Annotated in this window: 17 protein-coding genes; 13 read left to right on the forward strand and 4 right to left on the reverse strand. The window is 41.8% G+C overall.

The annotated features are described in order from the left end of the window. Positions 1-4: 4 nt before the first annotated feature. Positions 5-1,192, forward strand: a complete 1,188-nt coding sequence (nspC, locus tag CJA_RS07380) for a carboxynorspermidine decarboxylase (protein WP_041551267.1) — start codon at positions 5-7, stop codon at positions 1,190-1,192. Positions 1,193-1,220: 28 nt separating this feature from the next. On the opposite strand, the gene CJA_RS07385 is transcribed toward nspC, so the two are convergent. Beyond that, entirely contained in the window at positions 1,221-2,858 is a 1,638-nt protein-coding gene (locus CJA_RS07385) for a Na+/H+ antiporter (RefSeq protein WP_012487144.1), read from the reverse strand. A 267-nt stretch (positions 2,859-3,125) separates the two neighbouring features. Between CJA_RS07385 and CJA_RS07395 the strand changes: the two genes are divergently transcribed. The 9 genes from CJA_RS07395 to CJA_RS19020 all read left to right on the forward strand — a co-directional run bounded on the left by CJA_RS07395 (position 3,126) and on the right by CJA_RS19020 (position 13,776). Continuing rightward, a complete protein-coding gene (locus tag CJA_RS07395; protein WP_158304057.1) occupies positions 3,126-4,382 on the forward strand; it encodes an HlyD family secretion protein in 1,257 nt (418 codons plus the stop codon). After that, positions 4,382-6,535, forward strand: coding sequence for a peptidase domain-containing ABC transporter (locus CJA_RS07400; RefSeq protein ID WP_012487146.1), 2,154 nt, complete (start codon positions 4,382-4,384; stop codon positions 6,533-6,535). Before CJA_RS07395 ends, CJA_RS07400 begins: the two co-directional genes overlap by 1 nt. Before the next feature lie 191 nt (positions 6,536-6,726). Further along, the gene (locus CJA_RS19325) at positions 6,727-6,981 is read left to right on the forward strand and encodes a hypothetical protein (protein WP_012487147.1); all 255 of its coding nucleotides are present in this window, start codon (positions 6,727-6,729) and stop codon (positions 6,979-6,981) included. Positions 6,982-7,110: 129 nt separating this feature from the next. Continuing rightward, a complete protein-coding gene (locus tag CJA_RS07405; protein WP_041551271.1) occupies positions 7,111-7,896 on the forward strand; it encodes a pepsin/retropepsin-like aspartic protease family protein in 786 nt (261 codons plus the stop codon). Positions 7,897-7,964: 68 nt separating this feature from the next. Beyond that, positions 7,965-8,795 carry a pepsin/retropepsin-like aspartic protease family protein gene (locus tag CJA_RS07410; RefSeq protein WP_238526843.1) on the forward strand — a complete coding sequence of 277 codons (831 nt, stop codon included), beginning with the start codon at positions 7,965-7,967 and terminating at the stop codon, positions 8,793-8,795. A gap of 68 nt (positions 8,796-8,863) precedes the next feature. Then, positions 8,864-9,694: a retroviral-like aspartic protease family protein gene (locus tag CJA_RS07415; RefSeq protein ID WP_238526844.1), complete on the forward strand. Its 831-nt coding sequence runs from the start codon at positions 8,864-8,866 to the stop codon at positions 9,692-9,694. Between the two features lie 4 nt (positions 9,695-9,698). Then, the gene (locus CJA_RS18635) at positions 9,699-11,483 is read left to right on the forward strand and encodes a hypothetical protein (protein ID WP_049765420.1); all 1,785 of its coding nucleotides are present in this window, start codon (positions 9,699-9,701) and stop codon (positions 11,481-11,483) included. 5 nt (positions 11,484-11,488) lie between these two features. Continuing rightward, the gene (locus CJA_RS07425) at positions 11,489-11,908 is read left to right on the forward strand and encodes a hypothetical protein (RefSeq protein ID WP_041551273.1); all 420 of its coding nucleotides are present in this window, start codon (positions 11,489-11,491) and stop codon (positions 11,906-11,908) included. A gap of 50 nt (positions 11,909-11,958) precedes the next feature. Next, a complete protein-coding gene (locus CJA_RS19020; RefSeq protein ID WP_012487152.1) occupies positions 11,959-13,776 on the forward strand; it encodes a glycoside hydrolase family 13 protein in 1,818 nt (605 codons plus the stop codon). 443 nt (positions 13,777-14,219) lie between these two features. Here the strand turns inward: CJA_RS19020 and CJA_RS07435 are convergent, their stop codons facing one another. Next, positions 14,220-16,052, reverse strand: a complete 1,833-nt coding sequence (locus CJA_RS07435) for an ABC transporter ATP-binding protein (RefSeq protein WP_012487153.1) — start codon at positions 16,050-16,052, stop codon at positions 14,220-14,222. A 200-nt stretch (positions 16,053-16,252) separates the two neighbouring features. Between CJA_RS07435 and CJA_RS07440 the strand changes: the two genes are divergently transcribed. Together CJA_RS07440 and CJA_RS07445 are read left to right on the forward strand one after the other, a co-directional pair. Then, entirely contained in the window at positions 16,253-16,645 is a 393-nt protein-coding gene (locus CJA_RS07440) for a hypothetical protein (RefSeq protein ID WP_012487154.1), read from the forward strand. Between the two features lie 11 nt (positions 16,646-16,656). Next, complete coding sequence (locus tag CJA_RS07445; RefSeq protein WP_012487155.1) at positions 16,657-17,181, forward strand: hypothetical protein; 525 nt, start codon at positions 16,657-16,659, stop codon at positions 17,179-17,181. Between the two features lie 55 nt (positions 17,182-17,236). On the opposite strand, the gene CJA_RS07450 is transcribed toward CJA_RS07445, so the two are convergent. After that, positions 17,237-18,262, reverse strand: a complete 1,026-nt coding sequence (locus tag CJA_RS07450; RefSeq protein WP_012487156.1) for a DUF6976 family protein — start codon at positions 18,260-18,262, stop codon at positions 17,237-17,239. 110 nt (positions 18,263-18,372) lie between these two features. Beyond that, positions 18,373-19,626: a hypothetical protein gene (locus CJA_RS07455; RefSeq protein ID WP_012487157.1), complete on the reverse strand. Its 1,254-nt coding sequence runs from the start codon at positions 19,624-19,626 to the stop codon at positions 18,373-18,375. A 597-nt stretch (positions 19,627-20,223) separates the two neighbouring features. On the opposite strand from CJA_RS07455, the gene CJA_RS07460 reads away from it, so the two are divergent. Beyond that, entirely contained in the window at positions 20,224-21,237 is a 1,014-nt protein-coding gene (locus tag CJA_RS07460) for an acetylating acetaldehyde dehydrogenase (RefSeq protein WP_012487158.1), read from the forward strand. The last annotated feature ends 14 nt before the right edge of the window (positions 21,238-21,251 follow it).

The raw sequence follows: 21,251 nt of genomic DNA on the forward strand, positions 1-21,251 counted from the left end.
CCTCATGCAAAAACGCGAATACTTCAATCATTTTAATGCTGCCCGAGTGCCGTCTCCCTGCTTTGTTATCGATAAAGCGGCGGTGGAGGATAATTTAAAAATCCTTAACCGTGTACAGCGTGAGAGTGGCGTTAAGGTATTGGGTGCGTTAAAAGCATTTTCCTGCTGGAGCCTGGCGCCACTGTTTCGCCAATACCTTTCCGGTACTTGTGCCAGCGGCTTACACGAAGCTCGCCTGGGGCGTGAAGAATTTGGTGGCGAAGTGCACTGTTATTCCGCCGCCTACAAGGAAAGCGATCTAGAGCAGATTTTGGAAATTGCCGATCACGTGCTATTTAATTCCGTGACCCAATGGCAACAATTTAAAAACTTGTCGTTAGCAGCGCAAAAAAGACGCCCCCAATTAGCATTTGGCTTGCGCATTAATCCGGAACATTCGGAAGGTGACGTGCCCTTATACGATCCCTGTGCGCCCTGTTCGCGCATGGGGATTCCGATTGCTTCCCTGGATGCTGCCATTGTGGCTGATCCGGATTTTTTGCAGGGTATTTCCGGTTTTCATTTCCATACCCTCTGCCAGCAGGACCTTCCTCCTTTAGAGCGCACACTCAATGCTGTGATCCGGCGCTTTGGCAAATACTTTAAGCATATTCACTGGATTAATTTTGGCGGCGGTCACCACATTTCGCGCGAGGATTATCAGGTCGACGATTTGATTGCCATGCTGAAAAACTTCCAGGCCAATTATGACCTGCAGGTATATCTGGAACCCGGTGAAGCGGTAGCCATTCGCAGCGGAGTCCTTGTTGCTGAAGTAGTGGATATTACCTGGAATACTGTGGCCCAGGCCATTCTCGATACCTCTGCAACCTGCCATATGCCTGATGTATTGGAAATGCCCTATCGGGCCGATATCCTCGGCGCAGCCATGCCCAATGAACTTGCTCATACCTACCGCCTCGGCGGCATGACTTGCCTGGCCGGCGACATCATTGGTGACTATTCGTTTGCCCAACCCTTGCAGGTTGGACAGCGGTTAGTCTTCGATGATATGGCCCATTACACCATGGTAAAAACAACAACCTTTAATGGTATTAACTTGCCCTCTATTGCTGTTTGGGATTCGCGTACCGATGAGCTGGAGGTCATCCGCCAGTTTGGCTACGAGGATTTTAAAACGCGCCTTTCCTGATGGAGCTGATCGCTGCCGCAGGGGTATGTCAAATCCTGCGCAGCGATAAACTGGCCTCCATTAAATCAATTTCACGTACCAGTTTCCGATGTGCTTCATCATCCAGGCTTCCGGACAAACGCAACCTGTACAATTCATCTCGCTCGGCGCGCAAGGCTTCAATGTGTAATTGATATTCCAGCAGGGCGACTTGGCGATATTTTTCCCTGGTGTTTTCATCGGGATCACCGTGTTGGAGGCGGCGGCGATAGATGTCGAGCAAATGACTGACGGCTGCTGCGCGTATTGCCTGCTGGTTATGATCATCACCACTAACGGCCGATAAGGTTTCGAGGCGGCGAATGGCCGCGTTGGTGATTTCCAGGCGTGCGCTTTCTATATGGCTGGTTTGATGTTCGCAGGTGTCGGGTGGCAAATGGCGGGTTAACATGGGTAAGGCAATCGAAGCAATGAGTAGCGAGAGCATGATGACACCCATAGCAATGGAGATTGCCAGATCCCTGGCAGGAAATGCGCTGCCGTCCAGCAATAACAAAGGCAAGGTGAGTATACCGGCGAGGGTAATCGCGCCGCGCACGCCTGCGGCTGCCATAATAAGCAGGTAAAGGTTTTCCAATTCTGCCGTTGGTGAGAAGTTGGAAGAAAAGTGTGTGGTGCGCACAGAGATCCACACCCATAGATAGCGGAGGACTCCCAAGCCCAAGGTAATGACCAGGATATACAGGGGAAGGTACCCGGTATGGGTTATGCCGTTGCGCTGAACAATATCGGGCAGGGAAGCCAGCATTCCCGGTAATTGTTCGCCCAGCAAAATAAAAATAATGCCATTGAGGGCAGTTTGTACCGTATCCCATACCGACGTGCGCTGCATGCGCGTTGTTGCCAGGACCGGGCCGGATAACTCATGGTAGTGCATGGCAATACCGGCCACTACCGCCGCCAAAATACCGGAAAGGCCAAAATGTTCCGCCGTGAGATAAGCTGCGAAGGGAATTAACAAACTGATCAAAATCTGAATCGCCGGTTCCTCACCGGTACGCTGTATCAGGCGGCGATTGAGCAAGCCGATAATCCAGACTATCGCCATCCCGGTGCAGATTCCACCGCCGGCAACAATAAAAAATTCAAGTACTGCATCGCCTGCTGCAAAGCTACCCGTCATCATCGCGGTGACAGCGAAACTAAAACACACCAGTCCACTGGCATCGTTTAACAGGGATTCTCCTTCAAGGATATGCATTAATCGTGTGTGGATAGGGGAGTTGGCGGCAATAGCACTGACGGCGACCGGGTCAGTTGGTGAGAGAATGGCCGCCAGAGCAAAGGCAACAGCCAGGGGGATGGCAGGGATCAGCCAGTGAATAAAATACCCCAGGCCGATAACAGTAAACACAACCAGGCCAGTGGCCAGGGAAATAATGGTTTTCCAATCGCGAAAAAAAGCGCCCTTGGGAATGCGCCAGCCATCCAAAAATAACAAGGGTGGAATAAACAACAATAAGAACAGGTGTGAATCAAACCTGACTTGAAAACCCAGCCAGGAGAGCCCGGCACCCAGCGCAATTTGCAACAGAGGCAAGGGAATTTTTAGCGGCAGCAGACGTACCATAAAGGTACTCATGACCACGGCAAACAACAGCACAAGCACAATAGTGACGGTATGCATAATCGCCTATCAGGTAATTACTATGACTATTTATATAGTATAGGTTTTTTATAACGTTAAACTGCCTTTGTAAAAGATAAACCATAAAAATAATATATTTTTTGATGCCGATTGCATCACAAAATTTTCTTCTTGTTTAAAGCATGAAATTGCATACGTATGCAGTTCGTGGACTTTGGCGACAGTTGAAATTACAGTCAAATTCATAACCCACAGGAAATGATTGTCACCGGATGCAATCATTCACGGATACGATCACTGACTGTTATGGAAACCAAACTTTTTCGCTCCCAGGCTGTTGAGCATCACAAAAACCGCTTACATGGCGACGCTATTGTAACGCCTCGCATTTCACATTCCCTCATTGTCCTTTTTCTGCTCGTTTGGGTAGCGGTTGTATTTCTGTGGCTGATTTCCAATTCTTACGCTCGTAAAGAAACTGTTGTCGGTTGGCTTGAGCCATCAGCAGGCGTTATTCGTGTATACCCGGAGGACACAGGTACTATCAAAAAGGTACTTGTTTCAGAAGGAGATTTTGTTGAAAAAAACCAGCCGCTGCTGATTATAAATGGAGACAGGATTCTAACCGATGGCGGCAATATGGAGGAAAATTTGCTGAATGAGTATGACGTTCAAAAAAGCCTGGTTAATGAGCAGTTGGCAAGGAGCAACACAATCTATAAAAGTCAGGCAAAAATCATAAATGAAAAGATTCACGCGGCAGAAAGTGAATTGCTCATGTTAAAAGAGCAAATGACAATGTTGTCTCGAAAGCATGCATTGATCTCTAATCAGGTTGAGCGCATGAGTGTTCTGAAAAAAGACGGACATATTTCAGGATATGATTATGAAAGTGTGTTATCACAGGAGTTGGCCGTTCGTATTGATATTCATAATCTTACGATAAGCAAAATATCCAAGGAAAACCTTATAGAGCAAATGCAAAGTGAAAGTAATTTTTTACTCTACGAAAATCAAAACAGGATAGATCAATTAAAAGAGAAATTAAGTGATATAACCCAGAAAATTGCGCAATTAAACGGCAGGAAATCTTACGTTATAAAGTCCCCAAGGGCAGGGGTTATTAATAATTTGCAGGCCATAGAAGGGCAAAAGGCGGTGTCCGGTTCAGCTATTCCTTTGCTGACGCTGATCCCTGAAGAGGCCAAACTAATTGCACATTTATTAGTACCTGTACGTGCCATTGGCTTTGTTGAACCGGGCCAGAATTTGGAAATAGCCTACGATGCCTTCCCCTATCAGCGATTTGGTCTTTATCGTGGCGTAATAGACAGTGTTTCCTCCACGTTGATGCTTCCCAACGAAGTGTTGAACGTTCCTTACGGGCTGTCTGAACCTGTTTATAAAGTAACAGCTCATATCCAAAAGCAGGACATTAGCGCATACGGTAAGTCCTTATCGTTGAAATCCGGCATGACCCTGAACGCAAAAATATCGACCGGTGAGCGCTCTCTTATACATTGGTTGTTTGATCCAATATACAGTTTAAAAGGAAAAATGTAGTGGATTCTGTTGCTAATCAAACACAGTCTTATTCGGATAGGCTTGTAAAGTTCAGCTCGTCAAGCAAGTTGCCTGTAATCCTGCAGACCGAGACTGCCGAGTGTGGCCTTGCATGCCTGGGAATGATAGCCGGATATTACGGATTGGTAACCGATATCGTTTCTTTAAGGAAAAAATTTTCAATATCCAGTAAGGGAACTGGGTTAAAAACGCTTATGCAGTTGGCATCGCTAATGAACCTGTCATCAAGGGCGTTGCGTATAGACGAGGATGAATTAAACAAAATACAACTGCCCTGTATTGCCCATTGGAATATGGATCATTTCATTGTTATTAAATCTATAGGTAGGAAAAGTGTTGTTATTGTCGATCCCAACTCAGGGGAACTTGAGGTAAGCAAAAAGGATTTCCTGAAAAAGTTTACTGGGGTTGTGTTGGAACTGACGCCAACATCGGAATTTAAGAAAAAAGAGGAAAAAATAAAATTAAGCCTGGGTGCATTTTGGAGCAATATTGTCGGGCTAAAACGCGGCTTAACCAATATATTGATTTTGTCATTAATCTTGCAACTGTTTGCATTAGTAGCCCCCTTCCAAATGCAGTTGGTTGTCGACGATGTACTATTAAATAGGGATGTAAGCCTGCTTGCTGTAATAACACTGGGTTTTCTGTTCTTATTGTTAATTCAAATATCGACAAAAATAATAAGAAAGTTTTTGATGTTTGAGCTCTCCACAAGGTTGACCATGCAAATGTCATCTAACCTGTTCAGGCATTTGATCCGGTTGCCTGTCGATTATTTCAACAGGCGGCATATGGGTGACATAATCTCCAGGTTCGGCTCTGTGGGTAATGTCCGCGATGTAATTACCAATGGGTTAATTGCCGCCATTATAGATGGCCTGATGGCAATTCTGGCACTGATTTTAATGTTTTATTACAGTGTATTGCTGGGTTTTATTGTGGTGGCCGTAGTTATTTTATATGCCTTGATAAGGTATTTTTTCTACTCCCCCTTCAAGCGGATCAATGAAGAAAGTATCGTTGTTGCTGCAAAGGAAAGTTCACACTTTATTGAATCGGTAAGGGCTATTCAAACCATCAAAATATTCCAGAAGGAAACTGATCGTGAAAGCCAGTGGAAAAATAAAATGGCCGATGTTATCAATAAGGACATTAAAATATTTAAATGGACTATTGGTTACGATACCGCCAATGATATTTTGTTTGGAATAGAAAATTTAATAGTTATTTATTTGGCGGCAACACTGGTGCTGGATAATAAAATATCGCTGGGAATGCTATATGCCTTTATGAGCTACAAAGGGCACTTTATTGCCTCAACCATAGGCCTGGTTGATCAATATATCAATTATAAAATGCTGGATATTCATCTGAGCCGGCTGGCTGATATTGTTTATTCAGAACCTGAAAATATTAATTCACACCTGACTAAAGAACTTGTGGGTTCAGTGAGCGTAGTGGATGAAAATAATGTACATGTAAACTCCAATAATATTATCGATGGAAAAATAGAGGTCAAAAACCTGTCGTTTAAATACAGTGAACACGAACCCTATATTTTCCAAAATGTAAACTTCTGTATTCAACCGGGTGAAACGGTAGCCATAACCGGAGTCAGTGGTTGTGGCAAGACGACGCTAATAAAGTGCCTGATGGGCCTTATACAACCTACAGAAGGCGAAATTTATATCGATGACAAACCAATACGGGAATTATCCTCCTATAGGAGTCAGATAGCCGGTGTTATGCAGGATGACGCCTTACTGGCGGGTGATATATCCGACAACATCACTTGTTTTTCCTCCACCATAGACATGGATAACGTTATCAAATATGCCGCCATGGCATCAGTCCATAACGACATAACCAGAATGCCGATGCAATATAAAACCCTGGTTGGTGACATGGGGTCGAGCCTCAGCGGGGGGCAAAAGCAAAGAATCATATTGGCAAGGGCCCTGTATCGCGAACCGAAAATATTATTTTTGGACGAAGCCACCAGCCATCTGGATTCCGATAACGAGCATCACGTCAATCAAAATATAAAACGCCTGAGTATTACCCGGGTCTTTGTAGCCCACCGGGCAGAAACCATTTCCTTTGCCGATAGGGTGATAAACCTTGGTTAACGATAACCATGGGTTAAATCCTGGTGGAGCCGGATTTATCTCTTTAATAAAGGAGATAAATATCATGGAAGATGATGTGTCTATATAAGAGATTCATCGCCTGGATCATTATTGGTCTGTTCGTATGGAAGCGTTTTGTCTGCTTATCCTGTTGGATAGGTTTTATTTATGTAAATTAATGGAGTTATATTATGCGTGAATTAAGTCTTGCTGAAATTGAAGAAGTGCAGGGTGGTTGGGAAGTTACTGGAAAAATTAAAATTGACGCACCTAAAGTCACCATTACCAATACAAATAGCAGTTCAGGTACAACCTCAGCAACTATCGGCGGAGGAACTTATAGTGGCTCGGTAACTATTCGTGGTGGTACTTCTGGCTCATCTTCAAGTGGTTCGTCCTCCAGTGCGCCTTCAAGAACAGAGCCTTTTGATGATACTAAGAAATAGGATCTGGTTAAATTGAGTTATTGATTTAACTATCACAGGGATGTGGCTATTGCTGATTAATTTTTTTTGGGGATATATATGAAGTATAGTATATTTTTAATATTAATTTTTTGTTTACAAGTGTCTTCTATGGAAGTAAAAAAAGATATTTATTCCGTTGGGTATGAACTTTTCACTGTGCAGGGTTATCTGTATGAAAGAAAACTTAACTTGGTTTTTGATTCTGGTACAAATTATACTATTTTAAATAAAGGTTTGATTGATGAAGTAAAGTCATCCAATAAAAAAATTAAAAAAAGATTTAGCAAGTTTTTAGATCAAGATATTTTATATGCCAATAAAGTAGATTTTTATCTGGATAAAAATTATACGCACCCATCAAGAATAGTTTTTTTTGATGGGTTAACGAATATTCCTTTTGAAATAGATGGAATATTGGGATTTGAGTATTTGTATAACATTGGTTTCAAGGTGAATTTTCAAGACAGGATTTTAACGCTGAATCCCGAAGAGATTTATGGAAATAAAATTAAAATAAAAGTAGAAGATTATGATCCTCATATAGAAGTTATTATTAATAATTGCAAGTTTTCAATGGCGATAGACACTGGAGCTAGCAACAGTTCACTAAAAGAGGATGATTGGAATAGGTTAATGAAATGCGGTTCCACAGAACTCTATAAAGAAGATATTTATGCAAATAATTTATTGCAACATATGCATGAAAAAACAATTGATAAAGGCGTTTTTGAAATTAAAGTAGGTAACTCAATATCCAATATTGTACTGTATCAATCTTACGGGCCGCTCTCCAATTCTAATATTTTAGGTAATGACTTTTTAAAGGATTATGAAATTATAATTCCTAAGAAATCAAAATATATTTACCTCAATAAAATAGAAAAACCAGAATAATGTTTTTATCAAATAGTGTTTTTACTATATAGAAAAAGGAAAGCTTCATGAGGAATTATTTATTAACTATGGCATTGTTATTTTGCACTTGTACGAATGCTATGGAGGTAAAAAAATATATTCACCCAGTGCCTGTGTGGTCTGATCTTTTCACTGTGCAGGGCTATTTTTATAAAAAAGAATACAGGTTATTGGTTGATACGGGAAGTAGTTATTCGGTTTTTGGAAAAGATTTAATTGATGAAATAAGGTCATTAGATTCTAATTTAAAAATTAAGAGTATGTTTAGTGAGTTTTTAAGGCAAGATATTTTATATGCTGATAATGTTAAATTTTATTTAGATAAAAATTATGTTTATCCTTCAAGAATTTTTTTTTCTGATTTAATAAAAAACATTCCTTTTGAGATGGATGGAATATTGGGGTTTGAGTATTTGTATAATGTTGGTTTCAAAGTAAATTTTCAGGATAAAATTTTAATGCTAAATCCTAAAGAGTTTTATGGGAATAAAATTAAACTCAGGGTGAAAGATTATTACCCGCAGATAGAGGTTACTATTAATAAATGCAAATTTTCAATGGCTATAGATACCGGATCTACTAAAAGCTCACTAAAAGAAGAGGATTGGAATAGTTTAATGAGCTGTGGCTCGACCGAATTATACAAGGAAGAAATTTATGCAAGTAATGCACTGGAATCCATACATGAAAAAACAGTTGAAAAAGGTGTTTTTGAAATAAAAATTGGAAACTCGATATCTAATATTACATTGTCTAAATCTCATGGGCCACACTCCAATATTAATCTTTTGGGTAATGATTTATTAAAGGATTATGAAATGACAATACCTAAAAAATCAAAATATATTTACCTCAATAAAATAGAAAAACCAGAATAATGTTTTTATCAAATGGTATTTTCACTATATAGAAAAAGGAAAGCTTTATGAGGAATTATTTATTAACTATGGCATTGTTATTTTGCACTTGTACGAATGCTATGGAGGTAAAAAAAGATATTCACTCAGTGCCTGTATGGAATGATATTTTTACTGTGCAGGGCTATTTTTATGAAAAAGAATTTAAGTTGGTGATTGATACGGGAACCAGTTATTCAGTTGTAGGAAAAGATTTAATTGACGAAATAAAATCTTTATATCCTAACTTAAAAATTAAAAAGAAGTATAGTAAGTTTTTAAAGCAGGATATTTTATATTCTGACAAGGTTAAGTTCTATTTAGATGAAAATTATATATACCCTTCAAGACTTGGTTTTTCTGATTTAATAAAAAATCTCCCTTTTGAGACAGATGGAATATTGGGGTTTGAGTATTTGTATAATATCGGCTTCAAAATTAATTTTCAGGATGGTGCTTTAACACTCAACCCTAAAGAACTTTATGGAAATAAAGTTAGGCTGAAAGTGAAAGATTATAATCCTACAATAGAGGTTATTATTAATGGCTGTAAATTCTTAATGAAAATAGATACTGGTGCTAATTCAAGCTCATTAAAAGAGAAGGATTGGAATAGGTTAATGCAGTGCGGTTCCGCAGAGATCTATAAAGAAGAGATTTATACCAGTAATGCATTTCAATCTATGCATGAAGCAATCATTGAGAAAGGTGTTTTTGAAATGAAAATTGGTGATTCAATATCCAATATTACATTATATAAAGCACACGGAGCACTTTCTAATTCTAGCCTTTTGGGGAATGATATTTTAAAAGACTATGAAATGACTATTCCTAAAAAATCAAAATATGTGTATCTCTATAAAATGGAAAAATCAGAATAACCTTATGGAAAAATTATTTAATATTGATCGTGAAATTTTGGGTGCTAATTACGTTGATTTTAACTGTTCAAAAGTCACGTCTGCACAGGTTTTATGGATAAATAAAAACTCAATAACTGATAAGTTCGATAAAGAGTTCGATGAAAAACTGTTCTTGGATCAGTTTGGTTACGCCGTGGTTGGCAATAGATATTATGATGAGATTGTGTTTGACATATCCAATAAAAAATATCTTCAGGCAGAGCGATATGGCGGGCTCGGTGTTGGTATTAATGCTGGTGGTGCCAGATGTGGTAATTTAAACGGCGTGCAAATAAAGGGTGTTGGAAAGAATATACTGGCAGGTGAATCTAATGACGAATGGTATAGTTATGGTGGCCTGAACCTGGTTGATGCAATATACGAGGCAATATATTCCACTCTTTTAAATAGAATAATGCCGCTTGGTACTGTGGCAATCCACGGAGTTATCCTGCTGGGTGAAAAAACTGCTATGTTGCCAGGGTTGGACCATCTGCCTATAGATCAGCGGAGGGGATATGGCGCTTTATTGGTTCGCGATATTTGTATAAGACCTGCACACTTTCTTAAAGCTTCTTCATCACGTATATCTATACCGAATGATATAATTTCCGAAGAAGCCAGGGTAAGGCGTGTCAACCGGAATTTTTATAAAACATTTACATCAGTAAGTGGTTATATAAAATCAATGGGGCAGTTGTTGTTCAATTATGCCAATCAATTTGCATTTTCTCGGATGGCAAGGCTCTCCCACGGCAGTATTTCTCCATCCAATATCAGTATTGATGGCCGATGGCTTGATTTAACAAATACCACTTTTTTAGGTGGCGGTCATAATATTGGTGGAAAATCATCATTCTATTCCGAACCTGATGAGGTAATAGATTTTTTTTGTGAAATGGTTTATACATTTTCAAAATATAATAAATTGAAGTTAAATGTTAATATATTAACCAACTACTTTTTCGAGCAGTTTGACTCCTTCCTTCGTGCCCATACTTGTTACGTATTGGGAATAAGTTATAAAAATGTGAAATCTGGATCCGATAACCCGGATTTGATTAATTTAAGCCGGAATCTTGCAAAGATCATTAATTCCGCAAAGAAAATTTCTCCGGGAAGGCCGGTTTCAATCCAATCAAATGACCCTTTGCTGAGTTTCCTTAGGGGTATATTTTCTTATGCCTTTGCTGATATTAAAGATGAAGCATTAGATGTAAATCATGAAGTGCTGTTTATCGATGATAAGCGGTCATTTTTATCTTTGATCAGGTCTACATATAATAATTTACAGCTTAAAAATATTAGTTTAGAGGCTTATTTAACCTTCAGCTTTTTGTTGTCGATTAAAAGGTTTTACGTTACTGAATTTTTCTTTATGGGGAGATTGGAAAGTTATATCTATAATGAGGTGTTATCTGCTAATAAAGATGGCTTTTATGATTTGATTAGTATTCCATTGAATGTGGCTGATTGGTCTTTTGATAAAGATGAGGCCGATATGTTAATCAAGCTTGATGAGAAAATGATATCTTCAGGTTTTATTATCTTTAAAGACAGTGGTTGGACACTGTGTTTTGATCCTGTGAGAAATGTCTATTTAATAGATGACACTGATTCTAATACACTCCTTTATGAGTGCCCCTCTTTCTGTCGAATGATGTCATACATTAAAAATAATAATTTGAATTGCACTGTGCTTGGATACGATTTTAGCCATTACTTGCACTATGTAGAAAATGCTTTGCGAGTTGATGGAGCTGGGTAATTAATATGGATAATAAAATATTAAATAAAGCATTAATGTTGCATGTATCTTCCAATCGTGAAATATCCCCAGAGGTTGCTGCTTTGCTTGTAACAGCCAATAACAATAAGACATTAGCATTGTTATACAATTCAGCAGGTGTCGAAATTGGTTACATTATCTATGCAAATATTAATGCGTACTCTGCTTATGCTTTTTTAAAGCACAATGTTTACCCACAATATTTTCATGAATGGCATGAGGGTAGGTTTACCCTGATATATCGTGTCATGTTAATTGCTTCCTCCCGTGCAGAGGTTTTTTATGCTCTTGGGAATTTTATTAGATCCAAAAAAATACTTTTGTACAAAAGGAGAGATAGGGGGACTTTATGGAAGAAAAGAAATGTCCTTTTCAGGAAAAAGGTTCTATTTAATTCGGGATAATAATTGCGCTGATTATAAATTGTACTGGAATGGGATGTTAGGATTGATATATGAATTATGAGTGGTTGCCTTCAATATCTGTTTTTTGTTCCAATATTTCAGCAGATATTGATGAGGTTATTGATGTTGCTGTTCTTGAGATAACACTAAATGTAATAAAAAATGATGAAATAAAAGATGTTGTATTATTTTTTATTGAAGGTGGCGATGAAATACGAATTTCCTTGAAAAGAGAAAATACAGGATCTTTTGATAAGTGGATATGTCGCTGTAAATTGCATAGGAGCATAAAGGCATACCGTACTTTTTCCTATAGATTTAAAATTGTATTGGATAAAGACAGCTTTTTCTTTGATGCCATGGGAGCGCATAAATATTCTGTAAGTAATAATAAAAATTTTATATACAGTTTTAATGGATATCCAGGCTGGGTGGAGTCGGCCGTTATATATCATATCTTTATTGATAGGTTTAAGTCTGTTATTTCAAGGGATTCAGTTTCTTTGTCTTGGGGGGATGTTCCCTCTGGAGATGTTTATGAAATGTATGGCGGTGATTTGTATGGGGTTGTTGAGAAGCTAAATTATCTTCAGGATTTAGGCGTCAATACTCTATGTTTTACGCCTATTTTTTCTTCATCGACAAATCATCGATACGATGTAGAAGATTATCTTTCTATCGACCATCGCCTGGGCGGTAATGAGGCATTTATCTTGTTATTGCAAGAATGTAAAAGAAGGGATTTTAAAATTATTCTCGATGGTGTTTTTAATCATATGAGTGCGAGATCTCCCTGGTTTGATATCAACGGGGACTATGCAAGTGCTGGGGCAGGTAGGTTTTTAGAATCTAAGTATAGGGAGTATTTCAGGTTTAATAAGGATTCAATGGAGTATGATTCATTTTGGGGGGATATTTATTTGCCCAGGTTAAATTATGAATCGGATAAATTAAGAGGAGTTATATATAAAAATGATACTTCTGTCGTCAAGTATTGGTTAAATTCACCTTATTCAATTGATGGGTGGAGATTGGATGCCTGTTGTATGTTGGGTAAGTATCCTAATGTGGATGTGAGTGATGCTGTTTTACGTGAGTTATACGATGAAGCAAAAAAAGTAAATAAAGATTGCTATCTTTTTGGTGAAAACCCCTTTGATCCTGCTGAAATAAAACCATTCTGTCATTTGGATGGTATGACAAATTATTCAGGTTTTTATACTCCATTAGTACATTGGCTTGATAATGATATTAATTTTGATGTTCTGGATTTTGACAGCACCTTGCGGGAATTTAGGGCATTAATGGGATATCAATTTGTGTTGTCATCTAAAAATTTTATTGGTAACCATGATAAGAAAAGATTGTTTGGTTTATTAAACAGGGATGTTGTCAAATACAAGAATGCATTGGTTTTTCTTTTTACCTATCCTGGTATTCCGACAGTTTATTATGGTGATGAAATTGGACTTTCTCATTCTGCAAGTGGTGAGGATGGTAGATTATGTATGAAGTGGGATAATTTGACAGATTTTAATAGGGATGTTTTTTTGTACACCAAGAAATTGATTTTTTTATATAAAAATTCAATATCCTTGCAAAAAGGTGAATTTAAAACCCTATATGCGAGCGAAGAGGTATTTGTATTTGAGCGATTTTACGAGGGACAAATTTCTATTATTATTTTGAATAACAGTGGAAAGGTATGTAAAAATATCCAGGTTCAGTCATTTTCTATACTATTTTTTGAATCAGTCTGCTTTTCCAGTGTTTTAGATGATTCAATTAATGTTGATGTATCTAATGGAGCATATATAAACGTGTCTAATATTAACAGCTGTTTCCCGGTTATTTTGCAGTCTAACTGAATGCTGTATTAATATTAATTTCGGTGGATTTTATATGAATGAGAGTTCATATGTTTTTTTAATGGTTGTTTTGATTTGGTCTTTTGGAATTGCCTTGAATTTTCTAAATAAAAAATTCAAGGTAATTAAAGATTATTATTTTTTGCTGATATTAAATTCGCTAATTTTTATAATGGCCCCTGTTTATTTATCAACAATGGGTTAGGTGTTATGTAAATAACGGCCTGGCATCATCAGGTATATGCTCACAATAATAATTCGGAGCAGTTTTGGATTCACCTTGAACAGGTAGTGAGAGTGCAAACCAGGCGCCAATCATGACCAGTCCTGCTATCCAGATAATTTTTCCAGCCAGGATAAATACCAGGAGCGATGCGATATTGGTGGCGAAATTTAGGGGCTAAGCTCCCGTCAACAAAAAGAAGAAATATTGTTCCCTATGGTTAAAACTCACCTAAAAAACCTCCGGATTGATGCGACCAGAGTTGTGCGTAGACACCGCCGAGGGCGAGCAATTCGCTATGGGTTCCCTGTTCGATAATCTGGCCTTTGTCCAGGACGATCAGGCGATCCAGTGCCGCAATTGTGGAGAGACGATGTGCGATGGCAATAACGGTTTTGCCTTGCATCAGGGTTGTCAAGTTAGCTTGAATAGCGGCTTCTACCTCTGAGTCGAGGGCGGAGGTTGCCTCATCAAGGATCAGGATAGGTGCGTTTTTGATAAGCACCCGGGCGATGGCAATGCGCTGGCGTTGGCCACCGGAGAGCTTCACGCCACGCTCGCCTACATGGGCGTCATAGCCTGTGCGTCCCTGGTTATCGATCAGGCCCATAATGAAGTCGTGAGCCTCTGCTTGCCGGGCTGCATGGATCATTTCTGCTTCAGTGGCATTGGGTTTGCCGTAGAGCAGGTTGTCGCGAATGGATCTGTGCAACAGGGACGTATCTTGTGTCACCATCCCGATATTAGCGCGCAGGCTTTCCTGTTTGATGGCAGCAATGTTTTGTCCATCGATCAGGATGCGGCCGGACTCAATATCATAAAAACGCAACAGCAGGTTGACGAGTGTTGATTTACCTGCACCCGATCGACCAACCAGCCCGATTTTTTCTCCAGGCTTAATCAGTAGGTTGAAGTCGTGCAGCAGTTTTCCATCGCCCTTACCGTAATTGAAATTAACAGACTGGAAATCAATCTGGCTATGGCTGATCTGTAAGGGTTGGGCATGGGGTTGGTCCTGTACTTCGCGCGGAATCGACAGTGTATTCAGACCGTCGCGTGCAGTTCCTATATTTTCAAACAGTGCAGAAACCTCCCACATAATCCATTGCGCCATGCCATTGAGGCGCAATACCAGCCCCACAGCGGCAGCGATGGCACCTGTGGTAATCAGGGCATTGGACCAGAGCCAGATGGAGGTTGCGGCAACTGCAAAAATCATCAATGCATTAATAAACCATACGCCGGTTCCCAGCAGGGTTGCCAGGCGCATTTGCGGATATACCGTGCCGAGAAAGTGCTCCATGCCTGTGCGTGCATAATCAGCTTCGCGATTGGAATGTGAAAAGAGCTTGACCGTAGAGATATTGGTATAGGTATCAACCAGGCGTCCGGTCATATCGGAGCGTGCATCCGCCTGCCGTGCGGATACCTTTGCCAGGCGTGGCAGGAAGTAATACAACAAACCCGAGTAAGCGGCGAACCAAACCAGTAAGGGTATGGCGAGGCGAAAATCCAGTGATGCGGCGAGCACCAGGATACCGCTGAAGTACACCAGTACATACAAAAGTACATCCAGTAATTTCATAATGGTTTCGCGCACGGCCAGGGCGGTCTGCATCACCTTGGTAGCGATGCGTCCGGCAAATTCATTTTGGTAAAACTGGTAACTTTGGCCGAGTAAGTAGCGATGTGCCTGCCAGCGGATGCGCATGGGGAAATTGCCCAGCAGGGTTTGGTGCATGATCAATGAGTGAATGAGCACGGCACAGGGCAGGGCAATCAGAATAATAAACGCCATCAGCAACAACTGGTCGCCGGATTGGCTCCAGAAGGTGTCCGGGGTTTGCGTATTGAGCAAGTCCACCAAATTGCCCAGGTAGCCAAAGAGCGATACTTCGAGAATGGCAATTATCCCGGTAAATACGGCCATGGCTATTAAGTAAAACTCGGTACCACGGGTATAGTGACGACAAAAGGCGTACAGTGTTTTGGGTGGTTCCTGGGGATCTTGCGCGGGAAAGGGTTTGATCAGGCTTTCAAAAAAACGAAACATAAATATCCCTTGGTGATGAGGTGCCGGTAAAACAGGGAGGGAATGGGGGCTGTTTAAAAAGTGGGCAGCAGTTTATCAGTTTTCGTGCATTAGCACGTGTAACCAAATGTTAAGCCAATGCTACACTGGGCCTTTATACACGATTTGGCTGACATTTGTTGTCAGTAGTGATTTGTTCCGGTTTAACGTGAGGTCTATCGATGCGAAATACCCTGGAAGTCTTTGGTGCGGGATGTTTGGGTGCCCTGGTGATGTGTGTGGTGATGTGGTTGTGTACCCGCTATGGTGTGACCCAATCATTGGGTGTGGCGATCAGTGGTTCTGTCTCGCCCCACTGGATGTATCCTCGGATTGTCTGGGGTGGTTTGTGGGGGTTGTTGTTTCTGTTACCGATACTGTCCAGCAGCCTGCTGGCGCGCTCGTTTGTGATTGCACTTTTTCCGACCCTGGTGTGGCTGTTCGTTATTTATCCGTTCTATCTGGGTAAAGGTGTTGCCGGTTTATCCCTGGGATTGTTAACACCTTTTGTGGTGTTTTTCTTTTTCTGGGTATGGTCGCTGACAACGGCTATTGTGTTGCGTTTGTCGCGTTAGGTAATGGATTTATGGGCAGTGCACTAAAGATTTTTGTATTGGGATTACTCTTGATGGGGGCAGGGCTGTCAAACGCACAATTACTGCCCAATAATCACACGCTGAATGCACAGTCTGTACAGCGTTGGATGGAGAGTAACCGCGACATGGTGCCGGTTATGCAGGTACTGGATCAGATGCATGCCAGTGCGGAAGCGATGGCTGCGTTTGATGCTTTATCGGCTGCCTTGCAGGATGAGCAGATAGACGCTTTTTTACGCACACAGCAACTGCTTGATAACGCCCAGGCGATGGTGCAACGGCATGGTTGGAAATCGGTAGGCGAGTACCAGCGCCTGGGAACCCGACTTGGTAATGCGATTGCGGCCTATTTCCTTGCCCAGGATATACAAGGGCTGACGGAAGAGCAGTTACAGGTTTTGCGGGATAACACGGACCCTGCGCTCCTGGCCGTCCCCGAGGCTGACATTGCCTTTGTCAAGGCGAATGAAAAAGCCCTGCAACAGTATATCCAGGCTTATGCCGCTGGTCGTTAATAAACACAAAGCCGCTGAGAGCGGCTTTTTCTATTCTTTCACCTTGTGGTACCTGTTAACGGGCACTGTTCAGGGTTAAATACACCATGGTTTGATTAAGCAGCTGATAGGCTACCTCACCGAAGGTGATTGGGCCTGTCAGGTCTCGTGTATTTTTGCCTTCCAGTTCTGAATAAAGGAAATTAAGGATACAGTTGCAGGTAAAGGCGATGTCCTCGCTTACAGAGGAGGGCAACGCCTGGTTAAAGCTCTCAATATAATTGGGTACCGGTTTGGCGAAGCGGTAACCCACATCGGCAAAAACAGGCGCATATAAATCAACGCGGTGATGCAGCGCATCAACTTGCTGGATACTGACATTGATCATTACGCCGGAATAATTGGCTACCAGCGGTAACCGGGTGTCGATATTTTCCTGCTTGATGTAATCCGCCAAATTTCCCGGGGTCCCATTGATCGTACATTCTTCTGCCTTGAAGCCGGTATTGGGAAATTTGATTTCCGGGCCGTCGCCCTGGGTAAACAGGTTGACGATGTTGATAGTCGCTAACTGGTATTCCGGCATGGGGATGTGCATGGCAACGGCTTGTTGGTCAAACAACATACCGTTGGCCGGACCAAAGCCCACTTTGGCATTGCGGCTGCCCAGGTCGTCCAGGTGTACACCGGAAATCCAGCCCACAATGGGAGAAAAATACATATTGGGATATTCGGGAGCTTTTTGGGCGTAAGAAAGATGCACTTGGGACATGGCCGGCAATATCACAATAGTAAAACCATGCTCCGGTGCTTCCTGGGCGATCCGTGAAATGGAATTGGCATCGTAAAGTGTAATGCGCGGTGCGCGGTTGGGCGCAATGCCATGGATGGTATTCACAAAAATACTGTTGCGATCCACCTTGCCGCCTGCCCTGGTCATAAAGTAGGGGATGGTGCCTGCAATCCAGTTGCCAGAAGGTAAACCGCTTAGTACCGTTTCATCGGCAGCGATAACCAGGTACTCACCCTGTTGGATTTTTGTAATAAGTTCATCGCGACTGATAAGGGCGCTGCTGATTCGGATATCGGCGTCTTGTGCCATGCAAGATCTCCTTTGTATTGCTGCCGCATTATTGCGGCCAGGTATTCGTTAAATAAGGTTTATTGGGAAGCCGTCGTAAGATGGAATTTCCGTTGTTAGGTTCCGGTGTCTCAACCCGCATAGGAGTTGTGCAGCACCATACGCAACTCTTGTTGCATAAAGCGTTGGTTGTGCTGGATAAACTCGCGTATTTTCCGCGCTGCGTTTAGTTCTACTACCGGATCCGGATTCATGAGCAGCTGGGAGCGCAGATTGGATAGCAACAGCTTGTAAGCCATATAAGAACTCGGGATAAAGGAATCATCCTTGAGGATACGTTTCCAGATATCGTGTTGTTCATTCGGCAGGGTAAATTGTGCCTCTTCCGGCGCATTCATCAATTTGTTGATTAACACCAGTTCCGGTTTAAGTGCGCGGGCATTTTTTTTGAAAAATTCACGCAGGGAATTGAGTGTCAATAAGCGCGATTGGTTATCGGCTGCCTGCTGGAATGCGTGGCGCAGGCGCACCAGGAACAGGTTGAGCGACATGTTGCTGGATTTCAGGTCGATCTTGCCGGTGAGCAACTTCAGCCAGATGCTGTTTTTCAATGCGGGTAGTACCAATTTGGTAGCGGCATTACGGCGCTCTTCTGCCAATTGCTTTTTGGGTGAAAAACCACAAATTTGGGTACACTCACCATCCATGGCGTTGATATGGGCAATAAAGAACTTGCGCAATTCCGTAACCGCTTCGGGTAGTTTTTGCATGCCATCGCGCTCGTGGATGGTGAGCTTTAGCTTGGACAAGAGGAGTTTGAGCGAGAAGAGTTGGGTTTTCAGGTGGAATTTATCGGTAATGATTCGCTCCCAGATACTATCCACTTCCGTAGGGAGGCAACTGGCCAGGCGGTATTGCTCGGGGGTGTCTTCAATGTCGGTAATAATATTTTGGATCAGGGCCAGTTCCAGCTGATAGAGGCTGGCGATGGTGTTTGCGCTTAAACCACGCATATAGGCCATGGCAACCTGTTGTCGCAGTTGGTGGGTATATGGGCGGTTGTTATCACCCATAAAGTGCGGTTTTAGCAGACTGTCGCGGCTTATCCCTTTGGTAGGGGTGTTCTTATCCACCACATGGGAACTGATATAACAGATGTAATTACCGAAGCTGCCGTATATCCAGCGTTTAGGCGCCTCAATCTCTTGCCATTGCTGGTCAATATCATTGCTTTTGGAGAGAAAGCTAAAGCGGGGTTTTTCACTGGCGTAGTTTAGTTCCAGTTGAATAATGTTGTTTTTTTCGTCGATGGCAACATCCTGTACAGACCATGGCGCATTAATTCCTGTAATCGCCTCAAAATAATCTTTGGGTTGTTTAACCACGAGTCGCTCCTTTGGCTATCAACAATTGGATTGGCTACAACAGATCAAAGTACCTTCTAGTGCTCTATTGGCTCGCTTCGGCAGGGCATACAACAGCGCTGTAAGCCCCTGACGTTTGTTAAGCGCTTTGAATTATGGCTGTTTGTTCAATCGCTTCACAATCTTTTTCAATAAGAGTTAATTTTTTTAGGGACTTTTTGTTTTTAATGTCGCTTAAATTTATAAATGATAAAAGTTATGCGCCTAACATAAAGCAGATAATTCTGTTTTATGTCGCGATAATTATCTTTTTTCGTAGATGGGATAAATAAATCAATAAAAAAGTAGCTTGGTGTGACAATCGATTTGAATTTTTAGAAATTTTTTTCTAAGTAATTAAAGGAATTATTTATTTCTAAAACCAAATAACCATGATGAATTTTTATGAGAAATGGTTCTCGTTTTTGTATTTCGCCGATGTTATTGGTTGTTGGGCTGTGAAATCTTAAATTGACATTGATGGTGAGAAAGCCATGGGACAGGCTGAAGTAATTGCCACCGGTTAGCCAGATCCCTGTGGTTAACTACCGATTAATGAGAGAGTTTAAGGATTAAATTATGCAGTTCATTAAAGATTGGTTAGGTGTAGGTTCACGATCCGTATCCCTTACTGGTTCAGATAAGGCGTCTACGGAACAGCCGCGTATACGGGTTGGGATTTTAGGTACAGGGAAGATTGGTGCTGACTTGTTAGTCAAGGTTCGCCGCTCCCCATGGTTCAGTTGTGTATTGTTTGCCGGTCGTAATCTGGATTCGGATGGTATGCGTTATGCCGCTTCCCTGGGCGTCCCGGTGTCCGATAAAGGGATTAATGCCTTTTATGATCCGTGCTACACCTGTGACCTGGTATTTGATGCCACCTCCGCTGCCTGCCATTTGGAGCATGCACAGGTGTTTGAGAAGCTGGGGATCTTCGCCATCGATATGACGCCTTCGCAGATTGGTGAGTTGTGCGTTCCCGCCCTGGGAATGGTTGACCATCGCCGACATCACAATATCAGTATGATTTCTTGCGGAGGGCAGGCATCCACACCTATTGCGCAGGTGTTATACCAGCAGATTTCCCAGGTTCGTAAAATTGCGGTGAAGTCTATTGTATCTGCCAATTCCATCGGCCCCGGAACCCTGGCTAATATCAACGAGTATTACTGCAATACCCGCGCAGGTTTGCGCCAGTACACGGGCGATATCGCGTTGGATGTGGATTTAATCGCGGATGCGGTAAACCTGCGCACCCCTATGTTGACCAGTATTACGGCCTCAGCCGAGCATGTGGATCTGGGGCGATTGCGTGAGCCTCTGGCTGTGATGGTTGAACGGGTTCAGCGTTATGTTCCTGGTTATCGACTAATAGATGAGCCTACCCTTACCGACGATGGCGTGCGCGTGGATTTGTGCGTAGAGGGGTTGGGCGATTATCTTCCCGCCTATGCGGGTAATCTGGATATTATTAATTGTGCTGCATTGGCAGTGGCCGAAGACTATGCCCGCTATGCCATCCGCTCCCGCCAATATAGGCCTTATTTACCGGAGGCAGCGGCAACATCCCTGGCTGTACACCTTAGTCGTTGATTGATTTCAAACTG

Source organism: Cellvibrio japonicus Ueda107 (assembly GCF_000019225.1).
GTDB lineage: Bacteria > Pseudomonadota > Gammaproteobacteria > Pseudomonadales > Cellvibrionaceae > Cellvibrio > Cellvibrio japonicus.